Annotated in this window: 14 protein-coding genes; 6 read left to right on the forward strand and 8 right to left on the reverse strand. The window is 46.6% G+C overall.

What is annotated here, in order from left to right; translation table 11 throughout:
• Window positions 1-161: 161 nt before the first annotated feature.
• The 4 genes from C943_RS13645 to C943_RS13660 are packed head-to-tail and all read right to left on the reverse strand — an operon-like array spanning window position 162 to window position 3,801.
• Complete coding sequence (locus C943_RS13645) at window positions 162-1,007, reverse strand: glycosyltransferase family 2 protein (RefSeq protein WP_008628824.1); 846 nt, start codon at window positions 1,005-1,007, stop codon at window positions 162-164.
• The gene (locus tag C943_RS13650) at window positions 1,004-2,077 is read right to left on the reverse strand and encodes a glycosyltransferase family 4 protein (RefSeq protein ID WP_008628826.1); all 1,074 of its coding nucleotides are present in this window, start codon (window positions 2,075-2,077) and stop codon (window positions 1,004-1,006) included. The genes C943_RS13645 and C943_RS13650 overlap by 4 nt, the downstream gene beginning before the upstream one ends.
• Window positions 2,078-2,116: 39 nt before the next feature.
• Window positions 2,117-2,950: a glycosyltransferase family 2 protein gene (locus C943_RS13655; protein ID WP_008628827.1), complete on the reverse strand. Its 834-nt coding sequence runs from the start codon at window positions 2,948-2,950 to the stop codon at window positions 2,117-2,119.
• Window positions 2,947-3,801: a glycosyltransferase family 2 protein gene (locus C943_RS13660; protein ID WP_008628828.1), complete on the reverse strand. Its 855-nt coding sequence runs from the start codon at window positions 3,799-3,801 to the stop codon at window positions 2,947-2,949. The genes C943_RS13655 and C943_RS13660 overlap by 4 nt, the downstream gene beginning before the upstream one ends.
• Window positions 3,802-4,127: 326 nt before the next feature.
• Between C943_RS13660 and C943_RS13665 the strand changes: the two genes are divergently transcribed.
• The 5 genes from C943_RS13665 (at window position 4,128) to C943_RS13685 (ending at window position 9,993) form a co-directional block, all read left to right on the forward strand.
• A complete protein-coding gene (locus tag C943_RS13665; RefSeq protein ID WP_008628829.1) occupies window positions 4,128-5,222 on the forward strand; it encodes an alpha/beta fold hydrolase in 1,095 nt (364 codons plus the stop codon).
• Window positions 5,131-6,381, forward strand: a complete 1,251-nt coding sequence (locus C943_RS13670) for a DNA recombination protein RmuC (protein WP_040480687.1) — start codon at window positions 5,131-5,133, stop codon at window positions 6,379-6,381. Before C943_RS13665 ends, C943_RS13670 begins: the two co-directional genes overlap by 92 nt.
• A gap of 50 nt (window positions 6,382-6,431) precedes the next feature.
• Window positions 6,432-7,094, forward strand: a complete 663-nt coding sequence (locus tag C943_RS13675) for a tetratricopeptide repeat protein (protein WP_008628831.1) — start codon at window positions 6,432-6,434, stop codon at window positions 7,092-7,094.
• Between the two features lie 96 nt (window positions 7,095-7,190).
• On the forward strand, window positions 7,191-8,537 hold the full coding sequence (gene trkA, locus C943_RS13680; protein WP_008628832.1) for a Trk system potassium transporter TrkA: 1,347 nt from the start codon (window positions 7,191-7,193) through the stop codon (window positions 8,535-8,537).
• A 1-nt stretch (window position 8,538) separates the two neighbouring features.
• Window positions 8,539-9,993 carry a TrkH family potassium uptake protein gene (locus tag C943_RS13685; protein ID WP_008628834.1) on the forward strand — a complete coding sequence of 485 codons (1,455 nt, stop codon included), beginning with the start codon at window positions 8,539-8,541 and terminating at the stop codon, window positions 9,991-9,993.
• Here the strand turns inward: C943_RS13685 and C943_RS13690 are convergent.
• From C943_RS13690 to C943_RS13700, 3 genes are all read right to left on the reverse strand, one after another.
• Window positions 9,990-11,897 carry a sensor histidine kinase gene (locus C943_RS13690; RefSeq protein ID WP_008628835.1) on the reverse strand — a complete coding sequence of 636 codons (1,908 nt, stop codon included), beginning with the start codon at window positions 11,895-11,897 and terminating at the stop codon, window positions 9,990-9,992. The genes C943_RS13685 and C943_RS13690 overlap by 4 nt on opposite strands.
• Window positions 11,898-12,056: 159 nt before the next feature.
• Entirely contained in the window at window positions 12,057-14,504 is a 2,448-nt protein-coding gene (locus C943_RS13695; RefSeq protein ID WP_008628838.1) for a ligase-associated DNA damage response DEXH box helicase, read from the reverse strand.
• Window positions 14,494-16,086 (reverse strand): ATP-dependent DNA ligase, encoded by a 1,593-nt coding sequence (locus tag C943_RS13700; RefSeq protein ID WP_008628841.1) that lies wholly within the window; start codon window positions 16,084-16,086, stop codon window positions 14,494-14,496. The genes C943_RS13695 and C943_RS13700 overlap by 11 nt, the downstream gene beginning before the upstream one ends.
• A gap of 124 nt (window positions 16,087-16,210) precedes the next feature.
• On the opposite strand from C943_RS13700, the gene C943_RS13705 reads away from it, so the two are divergent.
• Window positions 16,211-16,723: a hypothetical protein gene (locus C943_RS13705; protein WP_008628842.1), complete on the forward strand. Its 513-nt coding sequence runs from the start codon at window positions 16,211-16,213 to the stop codon at window positions 16,721-16,723.
• A gap of 64 nt (window positions 16,724-16,787) precedes the next feature.
• Here C943_RS13705 and tamL read toward each other — a convergent pair whose 3' ends face one another.
• Window positions 16,788-19,202, reverse strand: coding sequence for a translocation and assembly module lipoprotein TamL (gene tamL, locus C943_RS13710; protein ID WP_040480689.1), 2,415 nt, complete (start codon window positions 19,200-19,202; stop codon window positions 16,788-16,790).
• Window positions 19,203-19,213 lie beyond the last annotated feature (11 nt).

Raw genomic sequence — 19,213 nt, forward strand, 5'->3', positions numbered from 1 at the left:
AGATTAGCTATGGCAAATGGGTTTAATGTTTGCGAGAAATCGGCACGAACGGGCCTTCCACGACATCAAGTTCGGGTAGAAATTATACCTATTTTGTCACCTCGACGAAAGAGAGGTCTATATTTTTTTCTTTTCGCCCTCCGCTACATGACGTCCGAAGACTACCTGAAAATCTCCAATATGCCCCTTCCAAAATTGCCGCTGCGGAAGCAAATCCGTGCACGCACGATTTTCTCCCGTTTGGAGATTTGGGAGATTTTGAGGCTTCCACTCCCATACTTTTGGATGATGTAGCGCCGAATGCGGGCCGTTTCATATTCGAAGCCCAACCTTTTGTCCAGGTCTCCGGAGTTGCTGATGGAAGTGGACGAAACACGGTAAACGGCCGTATTGTCAGCCAAATAGTGGATTTTGGCATGTTTTGCGATCGAAAGCCAAACAGGGTAGTCAAAAGTGGCGAACTTCAAGTCGACGTAATCCGCTATCGAACAATACTTATCAAAAAGGGCTTTACGGAAACAAACTGTGGGCGAGAAAATGATATTGCGCAGCAGCAGGTATGCGTAAAGTTGGTGGTTATGGCTTTCCAATATGGGTGTCTCGTCCCCACTTAATTGGAACTCTCCGTCCCTGAGGCGTTGCCAACGGGTAAAGGATAGCCCAAAATCCGGATGCAGGTCCAGAAATTCCACCTGTTTTACCAATTTCCTTTCATCCGTCCAATAATCATCGCTCTCCAAGATTGCCAGGTATTGTCCTTGTGCCTTTTCCAACAGGCTTTTGTAATTTTTCATCAAGCCTTCATTGCTTGGCTTTACAAAAAGGCGGATACGGTCCGGATGTTTTTCCGCATAGGTTTTTGCAATGGATGCCGTATCATCCGATGAAGCGTCGTCCGATATGAGCAATTCGCAAGGGAAGTCCGTTTGCTGTATCAAAAAACTATCGATCGCCTGCCCAATCGTCGCGGCATGGTTATAGGTTGGCATCAGGACGCTTACTTTCATGATTTCAGCTGTTTGAAGAGTGCTTCCCACTGGTCCACAATGGCCTCGATCCCGAATTTTGCGGAAGCTTCGATGGCTTTTTGGGAGAATTTTTTACGTTTTTCGGTATTGGTCATCAGGTCAACAAGTCCCGCTGCCATCTTGTCGATGTCCTGGGGCGGTACCAAAATCCCGGTCTCTCCGTCAATCACGATATCCCTCGGCCCTGTCTCGCAATCGAAGCTCACAGCCGGTAGACCCATTGCCATCGCCTCAATCAACACCAAGGGAAGGCCCTCGTGCCTGGAGGAAAGTGCAAAAATCGAAGCCTGCTTGTACTGGGAAACGACATCCCTGGTGGGAGGGAGGATTTCCACGCTTTCGGAAACCCCCAAGGACTGTATCAATTTTTCCAAATCCTGCTGGAGCTTTCCCGCCCCCACAATCCGAAGTTTCCAATCGGGAGCCTTTGGATGTGCGATATGCCAGGCTTTTACCAACAAATCGAAACCTTTCTGATCTACAATCCGCCCGACAGCCAAAACCCGATTTTCTTTCATCGGTGTTTTCTCGGAAACATCTACCGTGATGGGATTGGGGATGGAGATCACTTTTTTGGCACCAAATTTCTTTTGATATGCTTCCACGTCGCCCTGTGTCAAGGTCACGATCATATCGGAATGTTTGACAGCGATTTTTCTGGAGAGTGAATGCATCAGGTGCCAATTGGTATTGACATTGAAGTGCTCCCAAGTAATGGTCGTAAATCCCCGGGTAGCTGGGATATTGACGAATGAGCGGCCCGCATCGACGATGATGATGATATCTGGTTTTTCCTTTGCAAACAGGTTCTTCATCAGCCGGACCCTTCGGATATCCCTGACGATCGGTAATCCGCTTGACTTTGGCCCCTCCAGATAGTGGCGAATCACCTTTTTGTCAAACGCAAAAAATGGATTTTCACCCTTGCCGACAATACTGACGATCTGGACCTGGTGCCCCCGGTCAATCAAGGCCTTCGAAAATATCGCAGTCACGCGTTCGGTTCCCCCCGAGTAGTTGAGCCCTTTGATGATAAAAAATATTTTCATGGATGTTGGTTTTTTGGACAAAGGGCGACTGGCTTGGAATCAAATACAATTTCTGAACCGTTCGGGGATTCTGATGATGATCTCCATGTTGAGCATTGAAGGTCGGTTCCATTTGTACGGCGGTCTGAACCATTTTTGGATAAACTGTGCCCTAGGCAGCCACACATTGCCGTCTTTCGCCTCGTGCTTTGATACGGCTTCGATGGTTCTCCGACGCATGTTGAGATGCTTTTCCCAACCCATGGAGAGGCGGTCCTTATCCTTGAAGCGATCAGCGATCATTTTGGCATCGAAGCAGCCGAAATGGAACATGTAGAGATTCTTGTCGATATGGTAATTGTGTCCGCGGATGCGGTGAAATCCTACACCCCAGGTCACGGGCTTGGTGATAACGCAGGGCTTGGTGTAGTCCGGGGCGATCATCGCGTAGCTTCTTTGTTCCAAAAAGCCTTTACTGGGGTCGTATTGCCCTTCTTCGCCTTCGCGTTGACCGACGTCCAAGCCGACACCTGAGACGGTGGTACGGATTTTCAGGTTGCCGAGGTATTCGCCAAGTGTCTTGCCCAAATTGGGTTCGACCACCAAAAACTCATCGGCATCACAGCCGATGACGATGTCATATTGCTGCAGATGGTGGGCGGCTTTCTTGGACAAAAATGCCAAGCGCCCGGGTTCCGCAGAGCCGATTGGCCCCGGTATTTTATCACAAAAGATGATGTTGGCTTTGCCCGAATGCTTGGGCGGGTCTTGGTCCTTTCCATCCAGGTAGATGTACAGATGTTCCTCTCCGATCTGATGCCCGTAGTACTTGATCCATTTTTCAAGGAAAAAGTTGTCATGGCGGGCCATGGTAATAACACAGATGCTTTTCATACGGAATTTTTGAAACGTTCTGGAATATGGACTATAAGCTTCCAAAAGTACATGTAGGGCCTAAACCAGGCAAAGGGATGCCTGATAATGGTCTGTAGCATATGGGCAATCGGAAGATAGGTGTCACCTGGCTTCGCTTTTTTCTTCCCAGCTAGATCGATCGCCCTCCGTCTTTGGAGCATATGCTTCGTCCAGCCCGCTTTCAACCGTTCGGAGTCTTTCATTTTATTTTCCAGAATGCTGATATCCACCGAGCCAAAATGGAACAGATAGAGGTTTTTGTCGATCCGGTAGTTGTGGTTTTTCACTCGATGAAAACCCGCACCCCAAGTCACTGGTTTGGAAATCACCACAGGTTTGGTGTATTGGGAATCCAGAAGCGCATAGCTCCTTTGGGAAAGAAAAGGCTTAGTTGGGTCCAATGTGGGTTCTTCGCCGATTTTCTGACCCACGTCCAAGCCCAAGCCCGAGACCGAGGGGCGTACCTTGATACCACTCAAGTAGGCGCGGAGCGACCTGCCGACCTTGGGATCTACGACCAGAAACTCATCACAATCGCATCCAATCACCAAATCATAGCGCTGAAGCAGTTTTGCGGCCTCCTGATTTAGGAAACCGATGCGGGTCCTGTCTCCGACTGTCATTTCCTCTTGTTTATGCGGTCGCTTGGTCACATTCACTCCTGCGGCATTTTCGGGAACAACCTGATCTTCGCCGTCCAGATACACATAGAGGTTTTCCTTGCCGAGTTGACCGCCATAGTAATCGATCCATTTGGTCAGGAAGAAAGTATCGTTTCTCGCCATCGTAAGCGCGCAGATATTTTTCTGTTTCTCCTGATTGTTTTTCATGTAAGACTGGTTTGAATGACCCAAAAAGAATCGAAAACTGATTCGGTATAATTCCCCTTTGCTGTCAAAATTAACGCCATTAACCGATTCTTGTCACATTTCGAATAAAAACTATAGTAGATTTTATTTTGTGTAGCAAAAATCTATCGGATTTTAGGAAAAGCGAGCCAAGTTATTAGACAGCGCGAAACCCGTTTATTTTGTTTCAGTTACCTCTTTTTGAATGAATTTAGGCATAAAGCGTCGCAAACTATCACTCAATTACTGCGAGGTCCCGCCCTTTCTTTTCACGGTTTTTATATATTTAAAAACTGAAACCCTCTGCCGTGAAGAAATTGGTTCTAAGAATCGCAAAATTACTCCTATTTTTATTACTGATCCTCGTGGTAGGCCTTGTTGCGAGTTACCGCCCTGATTTGTCCTTTGAATCACTCGTACCCAAGTACACCGATGAGTATTCACATTTTCTAAATGTGGACGGAATCAACATCCATCTCAAGGTAAAAGGTGAGGGTGAACCTATTTTTTTGATACATGGATCCTTTTCCTCGCTGCATACTTGGGAAGCCTGGGAGGATGAATTGAGTCGGTATTTTATGACGATATCGATGGACTTACCTGGACATGGCCTTACTGGTCCGGACACTCAAAAACGCTACGGAATCACAGACTATGCAGGATTTGTACTGGACATAGCGGACCAACTGAATCTCCAGAAATTCCATGTGGCGGGCAATAGTATGGGCGGAGCAGTCGCATTAAGGCTGGCTTCCGAGGCTCCTGATCGCATTTTGACGCTGAATCTGGTGGATGCAGCCGGCGCACCGCCTTCACTGGCCACGGATTCTGCTAGGGTGAAATCCTACAACTCTGGAGCCTGGATTTTCAAGGTTGCGCAGAATCCGGTCTTTAATAAATTACTCTTGAAGTGCACACCGAAATTCCTGTTTCGCATGAACCTGAAGCAGGTATTTGCGGATGATGGGGAGATCACAGATGAAATGCTGACGCGTTACTATGAACTGATGCGCCGCGATGGCAATCGACAGGCGACGGTAGACCGCCTGACCGGCAGAAAACCCTATGATTTGGATTTCTCAAAAATCAACATGCCCGTGCTCATCATGTGGGGTGCAGAGGATAAGTGGATATCCCTCGACAATGGAAGGCGATTAGAGAAAGCCATACCCCGCGCTACTTTGAAGGTTTTTGATCATGTCGGTCATGTTCCCATGGAAGAATCACCGACTGAAACTGTCGCGGAATATTTGGCTTTTCTGGGCGTTAGTGTGGATAGGGATTATCTTTCCCCCAAAACGTACTACAGCCATGTCAATCGAATGGGCCATTTTGGCCATGCTTCTGCTTTTGTTGGCCAGTCAGATCTGGCTGATCGCAAAGTTGGGTCCAGAGAAAAGTAACACGAAGAAATTCGAATCCGAGCTGCTGCAGCTCAGAGAAACACTTCAAAAAGAAGCCAAAAACAATCGGATCGAGATGCAGTCCCAACTCATCCAGCAGTTTGGGTTGGTGTTTGAGTCCTTAAGGGCAAGTTCCAAAGACCAAGCGGATGTCCTGAAGGATTTTGGGCGCCTTTTTCGTGAAAACGTACAGGAATTCAATGCCTTGCAACGGGAGAAGTTTCAGGAATTGGTCTGGAAGCAGGAGCGTATGGTGGCCTCTACGGAGGAGAAACTGGAAAAAATGCGGGAAACCGTGGACGAAAAGCTCCAAAAGACTTTGGAAGCCAGGTTGGGCCAGTCTTTCGAATTGGTGAGCAAACAGCTGCTTGAAGTCCAGAAAGGACTTGGAGAAATGCAGCATCTTGCGACAGGAGTAGGGGACCTCAAGCGTGTCCTTAGCAATGTCAAAACCCGCGGCATGCTGGGTGAATATCAGTTGCAGGGGATATTGGAAAATATCCTCACCCCGGACCAGATTGCAACCAATATAAACCTGCATGCGGGAACTGCGGAGCGGGTTGAATTTGCCGTCAAAATGCCCGGCAGTGGGGACGACGGTCCCGTTTATCTGCCTATTGATGCCAAGTTTCCCCAAGAAACCTATTACCGGCTTTTAGACGCCTATGAATCTGGGGACAAAAACACAATCGAAACAGCGAGGATAGAGCTTTTCAAAGCCATTCGTAAATCCGCCTTTGATATCAGTTCAAAGTATCTGAAACCACCGTTCACCACAGATTTTGGGGTGATGTTTTTGCCGATGGAAAGCCTTTATGCCGAAGTGCTGCGCGATCCACAGCTTGCCCATTTTCTACAACGGGAATACAAAATCATCGTCACAGGGCCGACAACCTTGGCTGCCATGCTGAATAGCCTGCAGATGGGCTTCCGTACTTTGGCAATCCAGCAACGATCCGGTGAGGTTTGGCGAATCTTGGGAGCAGTGAAGATGGAGTTTTCCAAGTTTGGGGATTTGATCAGCAAAGCCCAAAAGAAAATCTCAGAAGCCCACCATGATTTGGATGAACTGGTCGGTACACGTACACGGGCGATACAAAGGAAGTTGAGAGAAGTAGAGGAATTACCTGAGAATGAAGGAAAAAAAATGCTCGAGTAATCATTGGTTTTTTCGTTTTGGGTGCTTTAGTTTGGAGAAAACAGTCGTTTATGAAATTGATCTTCTCCTGCCTCTTTTTCTTCTTTGTTTACGCCCAGTCGTTTTCGCAGAAAATCTTTGATGTGGAGGGCGAAACCAGGGCTAATTCCATCGAAGTGAACAATGCAGCAATCACCATGATCAGCGATGGCAATTATGCTACCGCCTACAAGGTATTGGTGACAGTAATCGAGCAGGATCCCTCATTTCATTCAGCCTATTTGAATCTTTACCGTGCCGGCAGCAATTTACCCAACAAAACAAATGCTGTGGTTGAGACGCTAAGGGTGGGCCTGACGATATTTGAGGAGGATGACGAGATGGCTTATTACCTTGGAAATATCCTTCAAAAGGCCAATAGATTGCCTGAGGCGATAGAGGCATATTCTGATGCCATAGCGTTTTCCAAGAAAAATGGGGAGGATTTTCCGCTTGTTTGGGCTTATCATTTTAACCGCGGCAACTGCTTCTTGAAATCCAACCAACATGCGAAGGCAATTCCGGATTATGACTATGCGTTGAAACTGAGTCCAGACAATGCAGACGTGCTTACCAATAGGGGGTTTTGCTTTTACAAAACAAACAATCGCAACGCAGCATGTGCTGATTGGAGGGAGGCGCTTAAGCTGGGCAACGAACAGACGACAAAATACCTTCAGTCGTATTGCAAATAAATTTAAAGATTCTTATTGCGCTTAGTTTCAAAACATCCTACCTTTTCCGCGATTTAGGCAGGCGTACCTTTTAATCCTGACTATTTAGGTTTATACATGGGAATGAACATAGTGATCGCAGGTGCCGGCGATATGGGATATCACCTAGCTGAGCAACTGAGTTACGAAAACAAAGACATCACCCTCATCGATCTGGACAAGGATGCGCTCGATTACGCAGCTTCCCATTTGGATGTATTGACCCTTGTGGGGGATGCTACCTCGATCGAGGTACTCAACAACGCCAACGTCACAGATGCGAGCATGTTTATGGCCGTGACGACGTCAGAGAAAACAAATATTGTCGCGGCCACCTTGGCAAAGCAGCTTGGCGCAAAGCGTGTGATTGCTCGAGTCAGGAACCATGAATACCTCGATCCAGAACATGAAGTGTACTTCAAGAATGTTGGCATCGACAATATCATTTCCCCGACCAAGCTGTGCAGCGAAGAGATTTTCAAGATGATCAAGAACTCCAATTTCACGGATGTTTTTGAATTTGAAGGAGGAAAGCTGAATATTGTCGGCATCACCTTGGACCAATACAGTCCATTGGTGAACAAGAAAATCCAGGACATCAGCGATGAGGAGCTTTTTGAGGATATCCGTATCGTTGCGATTGTAAGGGATCAGATGACCATCATACCTCGGGGAAGCACAATCATCAGAAACAACGACCATGTTTTTTTCATTTCCAACAAGCGCGCGGTCGAATCAATCATCGAACTACTTGGCCAGAAGAAAATCACCATCAAAAACGTCATGATCATAGGCGGTGACGATATGGCCTACACGACTGCACTTAAGCTCGAGGACGAATACCGGGTTACGTTGGTGCACAAAGACAAAGAACGATGTAAGTGGCTTTCCGAGAGACTGAATAATGCCCTGGTAATCAATGGGGATTACAAAAATATTGAACTTTTGATTGAAGAAGGTTTGGAGGAAATGCAGGCGTTCATTTCACTGACCGAGTCTTCCGAAACCAATATCATAACTTCACTGAGCGCCAAAAACCATGGGGTTTACAAAACTATCGCGCATGTAGACACGCGTGAATATATCCACATCTCGCATAGCATTGGCGTGGATTCCCTCATCAACAAGAAGCTTGTTGCTGCCAACCAAATCACCCGGTTTTTAAGAAAGGGAAAAGTGGAATCAGTTTCCGGCATTTATGGTGTGGATGCTGAGATTGTCCAATATTCTGTTGCGAAAACCAATCGGGTGACCAAAAAGCCACTAAAAGAGCTGCATTTTCCCGATACCGCCATAGTCGCGGGTGTCATTAGAGGCGAGGATGTTTTTATTCCAGATGGCGACTTTGTTTTGAACGTCGATGACAAGGCGATCATTTTGGCCTTGCCAGCGGCGAAGGCTGCTTTAGAGAAATTTTTCCACTGAAATGATCCACTACAAAGCTATCGGGAAAATCATGGGAGGCTTGTTGATGCTCTTGGCATCACTCATGCTTCCCGGAATTGCTTTTTCCCTCTATTTCGAAAGTGGAGACCATGGCCCTTTGCTGCTTTCAGCTGCGACGTCATTTGTGATCGGTGCGACGCTTTTCTTCTCTCTATCCAAGCAGGACCAAAATGTCCGCAAACGTGAAGGATATCTCATCGTGGCTATAAGTTGGCTCCTAATGACACTCTTTGGGATGCTTCCCTTTCTACTGAGCGGAGCAACAAGTACGATTCCCGACGCGATTTTCGAGACAGTTTCCGGGCTGACGACTACCGGTGCGACGATTTTGACAGATATCGAGGTGGTTCCAAAAGGCATACTTTTTTGGAGAAGCATGATCCAATGGATCGGTGGTTTGGGAATAATCGTGTTGACAGTGGCCATTTTCCCCCTTTTGGGAATTGGTGGAATCGAACTATTTGTCGCAGAGTCGCCCGGTCCAACCTCTGATAAACTGCATCCGAGGATTCAGGAAACCGCAAAAAGACTTTGGTATGTCTACACAGGACTCACCGTGCTGGCCGGCATAATGTTTCGCATTGCGGGCATGGATTTTTTCGATGCGGTCAACCATGCTTTGACAACCATGGCAACGGGCGGATTTTCGACCAAAAACGCAAGCTTGGCCTATTACCAGTCACCTTTCATCGAATATGTAGCAATCTTCTTTATGTTTTTGGCTGGAACAAACTTCACGGTCTTGTATTTTGGACTGACCGGAAAGTTTCACAGGGCATGGAGATCTGATGAATTTCGGGCGTATCTGTTTTCATTGATCGGGATTGTATTCTTTCTCTCATTGCCGGTTTATTATTATTCAGGGCAACAGGACTTGGAAAAAGCGATCCGGGACACGATGTTTCAAGTTATATCTCTTGTTACAACCACGGGCTTTGTCACGGCGGATTATACAACCTACCACAGTGGTTTGACCTTGATTTTCTTCATGCTTTTGTTTTTGGGTGCTTCGGCAGGATCTACCAGTGGCGGTATCAAGTATATCCGTCACCTAACTTTTGTGAAAAATTCATGGCTCGAATTCAAGCGTATTGTTCATCCCAGAGCGGTGGTGCCCCTCAAAATAAACGGTGAACGCGTAACAGGCAAGATCATTACCCATATCATGAACTTCCTGTTGATTTACTTGATGATTTTTGTTTTGGGTTCGATAGTAGTTTCCCTGATGGGATATGACATTCTAACTTCGTTCGGTGCCGTTGCGACAACCTTGGCTAACGTTGGACCAGGAATCGGTGAGGTAGGACCAGTAGACAATTTCGCATTTTTTGACCCATTCACTAAGATATTCCTGTCCTTCATCATGCTTTTGGGAAGATTGGAGTTGTTCACAATCCTGATCCTATTTACGCCTTATTTCTGGCGTGCAAATTAGGACTTTGGAAGCGTAAAGCTGAAAGTAGAGCCGTAACCCATTTGGCTTTCGACCCAAATGTCTCCCTTGTTTTTCTGGATCAATTCCTTCGAGAGCAACAGTCCAAGACCAGAACCTTTTTCACGATGTGTGCCGCGTGTTGAGAAAAATTGATTGCCAAACAATTTCTCCAAGTTCGCTTCCGGAATTCCAGTGCCCTGGTCAGCGATCGAGATCGTATAAAACCTACCGGAATCCTCAGCTGAAATTGAAATCATGTCACCATTGTCCGTAAACTTCAAGGCATTGGTCAATAAGTTTCGAAACACGATGTCTAGCATGTTTCGATCTGCCTCTACTTCCAGGTTTTTCGGGATGAAATTTTGCAGGTTTTGGCCTTTGTAAAATTGGGACGTTTTGAAAAAGTTGATGTTGGATTCTACAAGTGCGTAGAGGTTGCAAGAAGATATTTCGGCGTGGATTCCGTTCATTTGGCTCCTTGACCATACCAACACATTTTCCAGCAGAATCGAATTATTGCCGATGCTTTGGCTTAAAATCGGCAGATAGGCCTCAAATTCTTCTTTGGTAAGGTTTTGTTCGTTCAGGAGGTTGACCATAGCCCAAAGTGAATCCATCGGCGCTTTGAGGTCATGGGCGAGAATGGAGAAAATCTTATCCTTTTCCTGATTGAGCTTATCCAATTCGGCAGTTTGTGCTTCTATTTCCTCCTGCTTCGTTTTCAACATTTTCGAGCTGGCTTTCTCCCTTTTGAAGGATCGGTAATACACTGAAAATGCAAGGAAAAAGGAAAACGCCATTAGCAATAGCGCGTAAAGGACATAGCTTTTGAATCGCTGGTTTGCTTCCATCAGCTCTTTTTCGCGGTTTAGGGAGGCAATCTCTTCCCGCTGTTTTCTTACCATGATGCCCGAAAGGTACAACTTTGTCTTTTCTTCGGTAAATGTTTGGCGGGCCTCATCCAACTTATCCAGGTATTGCTTCGCCGCATCGGTATCGCCCTTGAAATTGGCTATTTGATATAGGAGCCCATAAGCTGTAATCATTGCTTCGGAAGCGGGGATTTCTTCGTTTATTTCAATTGCCTTTGCAGCTACTTCCTCAGCTTTCCGTAGATTCTTCTTTTTAAAATAAACGTTGCCTAGTTCACCCAACACATAGATTGCACCCCTTTTGTCGTTTTCCAGACTATATTCCATAAACTGGCTCAAATCGCGCTCTGCCAATTCCAAGTCACCCATCTGCTGGTAAATCCGGCCACGGTTCATCTTCGAAATGAAGATTTGCCTGACATCGGCCAGTTTTTCACGGATTTCAATCGCTTGGTTGATTAGCGCCAATGCTTCCTGATAATTCTTGATTTTTGTCTGTACCACGCTCATTCCAGTGTAGGTATAGCCAAGTCCATCTAAATTATTGATTTTCAGGAAAATATCTTTTGCTTCCTCGTAGTATGCCATAGCATCCTCATAAGACTCCTGATAGTAATGTATCTGTGCTATATTGTTGAGAGCAAAGGCTTCCTCCTTATGATTGCCTGAACTTTTGGCTACTTTAAGCGCCTCTTCATACATCTTGAGGGACTCCTCTTGCAGCTCAATATTTCGGTAGGCGATTCCCAATCGGTTGAGGTTTTGTGCATGCAACTCGGGATTTTCGAGCAACTTGGCGAGTTCAATTGCTTCCTCGTAGTATTTCCTCGAAGAGTCCGAAAGGTGCACCTCCCAAGCCAAATCCGAAACGATTGTCAGTTTCTGCCTAAGGTCTTTCGTTTGCAGGTATTGCTGGTATAGCTCTTGCGCTTTATTGCTCTGCCCAAAAGCTGTATGATAAATGCCCAAAAAACAGGACAGAATAATCCACGCCGCTAGACTTGCAGTTTTATTGGGGTGATTTAGGGGCATCGCCGTTTTTTGATTGTCGAATGAAAATCCAAAGTAAGGCGATTTACTTGTCCTGCCAAAAGTTGACCAGTCAAAATTCGACTTTTTTGACTTGACTCAGAACCTTTTTTTAAGGTTTGCCCCTTTGACAGAAAATGATTTCAGACCGATGAACACAGGTCAGTCCAACATTTGCGCCCTCATTTTTGCAATTCTTTCTTCCAATGACTCCGAAGACAGTGTGGCGCGCAGGCGATCGACCATGATGGGGAAGGAAAAAGGTGTAAACTGACCGGGTTTCTTGAGAACGATTTGCTGCCGATTGATTTTCCGGATCGCTCCAAATATGCTGTCTCGTTCCATTTGCATTTCCAAGACTTCCCGATGCGCCTGTTCCAAAAGCAAATTTTCAGGGTCATAATCTTCAAAAACACCAAATAGAATCCCGGAATTCGATTGGAGGTGCTTGAAGCGTAAGGGCTTTCCAGGGAACCCTTGAAACACGAGACCTGAAATGGTAGCGACATCCCGGAATTTCCGCTTCGCCATTTCGCTCTCATTGACGCACCTCAAAATATCTTCCTCTAAGTTGTGTTCCGAAAACAAGTCTTCTTCCAAAATGTCCTCTATTGGAATCGGTGAATCGGACAGCAGCTCAAATCCATAATCATTCATCGCTATGCTGAAGGTAATCGGATAATTCACCGAAATCCTGTAAGCCAATAGGCTACCCAAAATCTCATGGACCATCCGGCCTTCGAAAGGGAAAAAGAAGAGGTGGTGGCCTTCTTTGGAAATATTCTTTTCGATCAGCAAAGTATTATCATCGGGAATAGTGGAAAGCCGTTGCTGTAGATCGAGTAGAGGGGCAACATATCGCACTTCCTCTGAGGCAAAAATCCCTTGAGAGGCATCGCGCAGGATTTCCCGGATTTTCCCGGATAGCTTTGAGGTAAGGGATATCCTACCGCCCATGTAGGAAGGGGTATTGGAGCTCTTTTTAGTCGAGAGCTTCACGATAGCGCTCATGTCCTTTATTTGGACAAATTCCAGGTTACGACCGGAAAAGAAAAACCGATCGCCCGGCCTGAGTTTGGAGAAAAAATACTCCTCAATCATACCGAGGAAAGTGCCGTTCTTCAGCCGCACCTTAAGCATAGGATCACTTACGATGGTACCCATGGAAAGCCGATGGCGCATGGCAGTTCTCTTGTCTTTGATCCTGAAAACCCCATCTTCACCCATTTCGACCTTGGAAAACTCCTCGTAGCCTCCAAGCGTCTCGCCGCCTTTGGTTACAAAATTCAATGCCCACTCGTATGCTGTCCCTGTCAGATGCTGAAAGGAGTAGGTGTGTTTGAGAATTTGGAAAAGTTCATCCTTCCGAAAACCATCACCAACCGCAAGCGTGACCAGAAACTGCACCAAGACATCGTAGGTCAACTCGGGACAGTGGATACTTTCCATTTCGCCGGTTTCGACGGCGCTTCTCAATGCCGCAGCTTCGATCATTTCCAGCGAATTGGTCGGCACAAAATAGATTTCGCTGGGTAAACCTGGTTGGTGTCGTGAACGCCCTGCACGCTGTACAAATCTTGCCACACCCTTCGGACTTCCGATTTGTATCACTGCTTCTACGGGCCTGAAGTCGACTCCCAAATCAAGGCTTGAGGTACAAACGACGAGCTTCAACTTGCCCGCATGGAGCGATTCCTCGACCCATGTACGTACCGCTTGATCGAGCGAGCCATGGTGCAATGCTGCCAATCCGGCCCAATCCGGCCGGGTTTCCATGATCTTGTGGTACCAGATTTCAGTTTGGGCCCGGGTGTTGGTAAAAAGCAAGACCGAATGGTAGCGATCAATGATCGGCAGGACTTTGTCGATCAATTTGATGCCCAAATGCCCAGACCAAGGGTACTTTTCCAGTTCATTGGGGAACACCGTATGGATTTCTGTTTTTTTCTCAATGTCCGCCTTGACGATGTGGGTGTTTTCTCTTCCCAAGAGAATCCTACAGGCATCTTCCAGGTTACCTATCGTGGCAGATATCCCCCACAGCTTGATGGGTTGTGGGCAAATGCTACGCATATAGCTCAAAGCCAGTTGCACCTGGACCCCTCTCTTGTTACCGACAAGCTCGTGCCATTCGTCTACAATGATGGCACGCAGGTCACGAAAAAGTATTTGGTTTTCCTTTTGGGCCAACAAAACATGCAGCGTTTCTGGCGTCGTCACGAGGCATTCTGGCGGATTCTTTTTTTGATAGGTTCGTTCTTTGTTGTCGGTGTCGCCGTTGCGTACAGAGACTTTCCAAGGCAGACCGATTTGGTCGCAGACTTCTTGCATTGCTTTTTGGATATCCTGGGCCAATGCCCGAAGTGGCGTTACCCAAATCATCAGCGTGCCGTTTTTCCTCGGTTTTTGCCAATCGCTGGGGTGTTCTTTGATATATTCCAAAATGAGCGGAAACCACAGCGCAAAAGTCTTCCCGCTACCCGTGGGGGCATTGAGCAGTCCGGACTTTCCTTCCAAAAAATCCCTCCAGGCCTCGAGCTGAAAAGCAAATGGGGTCCAGCCTTTGTTGCGGAAGTATTGAATGCCTACGTTCAGGTCGTCATTTTCCATATGCCTTCAACAAATCCTTCAAATCTTGTAGTGTATTTGCTTCTTGGATGGATTTGTCCTTCCTCCACCTTTGGATACGGGGAAAGCGAAGCGCGATGCCTGACTTGTGTCGACTGCTCTCCTGGATTCCCTCGAATGCGATCTCAAAAACCAATCCCGGCTTTATGGTACGAACAGGACCAAACTTTTCCAAAGTATTGTTTTTGACGTAACGGTCGACCTCACGCATTTCGGCGTCCGTCAGACCTGAGTAAGCTTTTGCAAACGGAACTAGGCGGTCACCGTCCCAAACTGCCAGCGTATAATCGGAATACAAGTCTGCACGCCGACCATGGCCTTTTTGGGCGTAAACCATCACACCGTCAATAGATAGCGGCTCGATTTTCCATTTCCACCAGGCACCACGTTTTCTTCCGACTTCATAGGCAGACGAAAGGCTCTTCAGCATCATTCCTTCCGCCATAAATGTTCGTGCTTGGCTCCTGATTTCCGTCAACTCTTCCCAGGAATCCGCTATTATCCTTTCTGAAATGACCAATTTCGAATCCACATGTAAGTCTTTCAGCCACTCCAATTTCTCCCTACGATTTACTAATTCGGATTGTCTCAAATCCTTGGTTTCCCATTCCAATACATCGTAAGCGATGAAAGCCACAGGCGCTTCTTGAAGGATTTTTTTTCCGAGTGTTTTTCTTCCGATGCGCTTTTGCAGCACGGCAAAGGGTAGGGGGCTCCCATCCTGAAAGGCGATGATTTCACCGTCCAAGACAGTTCCGAGGGGAAGAGTTTTTGCCATTTGAACCAGTTCGGGAAACTTTTCCGTTACCAATTCTTCCCCACGCGACCAGATATGTACCTCGCCCTTACGGTGGATAATCTGCCCACGAATGCCATCCCATTTCCATTCAACCAGCCATTCGCTTGGACTGCCCAAGGATTCGGTTTCCGTTTCAAGGGGGTGTGCGAGGCAAAAGGGATAGGGCTTTGATCCGTCTGAGTTACCGAAATCATCCAGAAGCAATTGCCGAAAATCCGTCTTGGCCGGATTCCAATCTCCCATCAAGCGGTGCGCGACTTCGGTTTTTTCCTTTTTGAATACCTCCGACACGGCCTGCGTGACGAGCATCTGACTGACTCCTACCCGAAAGCCGCCTGTAATGATCTTGTTGAAAATGAACCGCTCATCCTTGTCCATTTGGTCCCAAGCCCAAAATATCTTATCTCTTTTTGTTTCTTCGGGATATTGTTCCATGGCGATAAGGAACTCAGTCCAGTACGCCAAGGACATTTCCTGTGAGGAACTCGGTGCGGGCAGGAGCAGGGCGATCGTTTCCGCCAGATCGCCTACCGATTGATAGCTTTCCTCAAAAAGCCAATCCGCTATGCCTGATTTTTCACAACACCAAGTTCTGAGTTGTCGGGTATTTACCTGTCGTTTGGGCCTTCGGTGGGTAAAGAACGCAAGAGCCCAAATCCGGTCTTCATCGCTTGCCCGAAGGAAAAAATCCTTCAAAGCATTGACCTTGTCGGAGGTTTTGTTGCTTTGGTCAAGTCTCAGAAACAACTCAGAAAAGAGTCTCATGGGGATTGGTTTGTGGCGCGAATGTGATTTGCTGCACATTCGGCTTGAAAATATTTATATATATTTAACAATCTTCTAAACTTCCCGACAAATTCGGGCGTTTTTGATTACAAACACCAGTTATATGAAAAAGTTAGCGGTTTTCTTTCTCCTGACGATCTTTGCAGCTTCATGCCAAAAGGAGGAAGAGTCGGTCTACACCAACAAAGAATTGAGCTACAATCTCTACAAAAGTTCTGACTTTGATTACACCGGAAAGGTAACCGTAAGGGAATTGACAAGCGGAGGCTTGGAACTCAGGATCGAAATGGTAGGGGAAAAAGGCGGTTCCGATTACTATTTTCCAGCACATTTGCATTTTGGAGCCTATGATAGTCCCGACAGTCCGACAGCGTTCCTTCTTAATCCAATCAATATCAAGGATTTGACCAGTGTCACCCAGCTTGGCGCTTTGTCAGATGGGAGGGTCTTGGATTTTGAAAGTTTCAAGAAACTGAATGGACATATCAAGGTACATTTAGCCGACTCTGGGCCCGAGTATCAAATCATCTTGACAGCTGGAAATATCGGCAGCAACAACAATGATCCACAGGCTTTTGACCCATCGAAGATTACACTTTGCTCGCCGTATTATTAAGAAATTGTATCGAATAAAGAACAGGAAGAGGCCGATAAGCCTCTTTTTTTATGCCCAGGTAGAATTAGAATGGATAGCCGATACCAATATTGAAAACCGTTTGTCCACGAAATCCGGGAAATGACCTGAAAAATTGATTGAGGACATAACGTTGTCCAAGAGGCCTTGCGGGGTCAAATGCTTTAACGCCCATGTCTAGTCGAAGTACTAGAAAGTCAAAATCCATTCTCAGACCAATGCCCGTGCCAACGGCGATCTCCTTGTAGAATCTGTTGAACTCGAAATTTGCACCAGGTCTTGTCGGGTCAAAGAGGAAGGTCCAGGTATTGCCTAAGTCGATGAAATAGGCCGCGTCAAAGTAGCCGTACAATTTGGTCCGCAACTCAAACATTCCCTCAAAAAGTATGTCGCCGGGCTGCTCAAATCTGTAGTCGAACGAGCCGTCTTCTAAGGTGTTCGGAGTGTTGGAACCCGGTCCTAATCGCCGTGGCTGCCAGGCTCGGATGCCCGTGCTGCCGCCTGCAAAGAAATATTTTTCATAAGGCAAGACGCCGTTGCTGACACCGTATGGCCTTGCTAAACCCAAGTTGAGCCGGTAGGCGAAAGTCTGGTATTTGGTAATCGGAATGTACCGCCTGAAGTCGGATTGGAACTTCAAAAACTGGAAATAGGCCAAACTTCTGTTTTCCACAAAATCATCACTGACAAAATTGAGGGTCGTGCCGCCGCTCTCAAAAAACAGCCTCCAAAGGGAAGCCTTGTTTTTCTGAAATGCTCCATATTGATTGAAGTTGAAAATCACCTGTCCCGAAATGCTGCTGACGTAGGAGGGAAGGAATGAGTTGATGAGGTTGTTGCCCTGATTTTGGAGGTCCTCGAGCAAAGCCCTGAAAGCATCGTCTAGATTGGATCTGATAAAGTTGGCGTCCAGGAGATTGACGGAATATTGCTGGCGAAAATTCCTGGTGTTCCAATTGTAGGAGACTGCACCCGTGATTGCCTCTCGGATATACTCCGGCCTGTTGACGTAGCTGTAGCCAATCAATGTCCGGGTCCGCGGATTGTAACGCCCAAGGGTTTCCAATGAACCAGCTGCAAATGGAAAAAGGAATTGCGGAAAGATCACTGAAGCAGAGGTGTTCAGTTCCCGGCTCCTGAAGACACCGCCTTCACCTGTGGCGGAAACCACGCCTTCCAGCCCCGCACGAAAGAAGAATTCAAAAATCTCTGCTCCCCGAAACAGGTTTCTGTTTCTCAGTGAATGGCTAAAAAATGGTCCCGGCACCTGCTCGGTGATGCTGGCGCCAAGTTGATTCGTTATTTGGAATTTCTGGTTGGGTTGGGTGAAGATTTTTGGTCTCAAGGTATTTCCAACCGTATCGAACGCAATATTGACAAAGCGAAACAAATCGAGGTTGGCCAGCTGCCGTTGCGTATCGATCACATTGGAGCGGCTGTACAAGGCTCCCTTTTCCAAGAAGATCCGCGAGGAAATGATCTTTTCCGAATAGCGGTCATCATAAAGATCAAACTCGATGTCGCGGAAATAAGTCACCTCACTGTTGTCAATGAAATTCAAGGAGGGAGGGTCTACCGAAAAGAAAACAGAATCCAGTGTATATACCCGGTGAAAATCGGCGTAGGAAGGTTTTCTGATGATCTGCTCCACGACTACGCTATACGCTACTGTATCTTCATACACATTGTATTCGATGTAGGACTTGGAAAAGGTGTAGTATCCGTTGTCCTTCAATAAATCTTCCACACGCTGCCTTTCCCGGGAAAGGGCGTTTTGCTCATAGATTTTCCCAATCTTGATTTCGGATCCCCCGATTGATTTCTCCAAAAGCGAATAGATCTTTGGATCGTCCGAATTGGTAAAGAAAGAATCGATCAAATAGGGCTCGCCTTCTGTAATAAGATAGTCAATGCTCGCTTTTCTCCGCTTAGTTGTAACCCTGTAGTCTGTTTTTGCATCAAAAAAACCATTGTTCGCCAGCAAGAACTGCATCTGTTGGGCTGACTCTATGGTTTTGCTGCTGTCCATGACAACTCTTGGGTTGCCTGTCCGCATGAAGAAATTCCCATATTCCAGCCGCTTCTCCAGGGTTTCGAGATAGCTGTTGACCTTGTTGAGACGCTTTGTCTGTTTTTTGTTCAATCCGCCCTCCTCGTTGAGTTGGATCAGTTCGCGGCGCTCCTGTTCGTATTCGGCACGTTTGATTTGTTGTTTGGTGCTGTCAAAAGTCCACTCGCCAAAGTTGTAGATGGAGACGCCGATGGAAGTATTGATCAGGGGAATCCGCGTATTCGGGGTCTGTCGGATCATGTTGTAAAGGGCGCCTTTATCGCTCTTTTTGACTCCCTTGATCTTGACATTGTATACCAAATATTCACCTTCTTTCAGTCCTTTGGTCAAAGAACAGGATGAAATCAAGACCAGCAGCACGAGAAAGTTTATATATTTGGCTTTATTCACTATTTGGTGTT

Source organism: Mariniradius saccharolyticus AK6 (assembly GCF_000330725.2).
GTDB lineage: Bacteria > Bacteroidota > Bacteroidia > Cytophagales > Cyclobacteriaceae > Mariniradius > Mariniradius saccharolyticus.

Coding starts and splice junctions, on each gene's coding strand:
- C943_RS13685 (WP_008628834.1), top strand. CDS start 8,539: ATGATCCACTACAAAGCTATCGGGAAAATCATGGGAGGCTTGTTGATG.
- C943_RS13670 (WP_040480687.1), top strand. CDS start 5,131: ATGTCAATCGAATGGGCCATTTTGGCCATGCTTCTGCTTTTGTTGGCC.
- C943_RS13650 (WP_008628826.1), bottom strand. CDS start 2,077: ATGAAAATATTTTTTATCATCAAAGGGCTCAACTACTCGGGGGGAACC.
- C943_RS13655 (WP_008628827.1), bottom strand. CDS start 2,950: ATGAAAAGCATCTGTGTTATTACCATGGCCCGCCATGACAACTTTTTC.
- trkA (WP_008628832.1), top strand. CDS start 7,191: ATGGGAATGAACATAGTGATCGCAGGTGCCGGCGATATGGGATATCAC.
- C943_RS13675 (WP_008628831.1), top strand. CDS start 6,432: ATGAAATTGATCTTCTCCTGCCTCTTTTTCTTCTTTGTTTACGCCCAG.
- C943_RS13660 (WP_008628828.1), bottom strand. CDS start 3,801: ATGAAAAACAATCAGGAGAAACAGAAAAATATCTGCGCGCTTACGATG.
- C943_RS13645 (WP_008628824.1), bottom strand. CDS start 1,007: ATGAAAGTAAGCGTCCTGATGCCAACCTATAACCATGCCGCGACGATT.
- C943_RS13695 (WP_008628838.1), bottom strand. CDS start 14,504: ATGGAAAATGACGACCTGAACGTAGGCATTCAATACTTCCGCAACAAA.
- C943_RS13700 (WP_008628841.1), bottom strand. CDS start 16,086: ATGAGACTCTTTTCTGAGTTGTTTCTGAGACTTGACCAAAGCAACAAA.
- C943_RS13705 (WP_008628842.1), top strand. CDS start 16,211: ATGAAAAAGTTAGCGGTTTTCTTTCTCCTGACGATCTTTGCAGCTTCA.
- C943_RS13690 (WP_008628835.1), bottom strand. CDS start 11,897: ATGCCCCTAAATCACCCCAATAAAACTGCAAGTCTAGCGGCGTGGATT.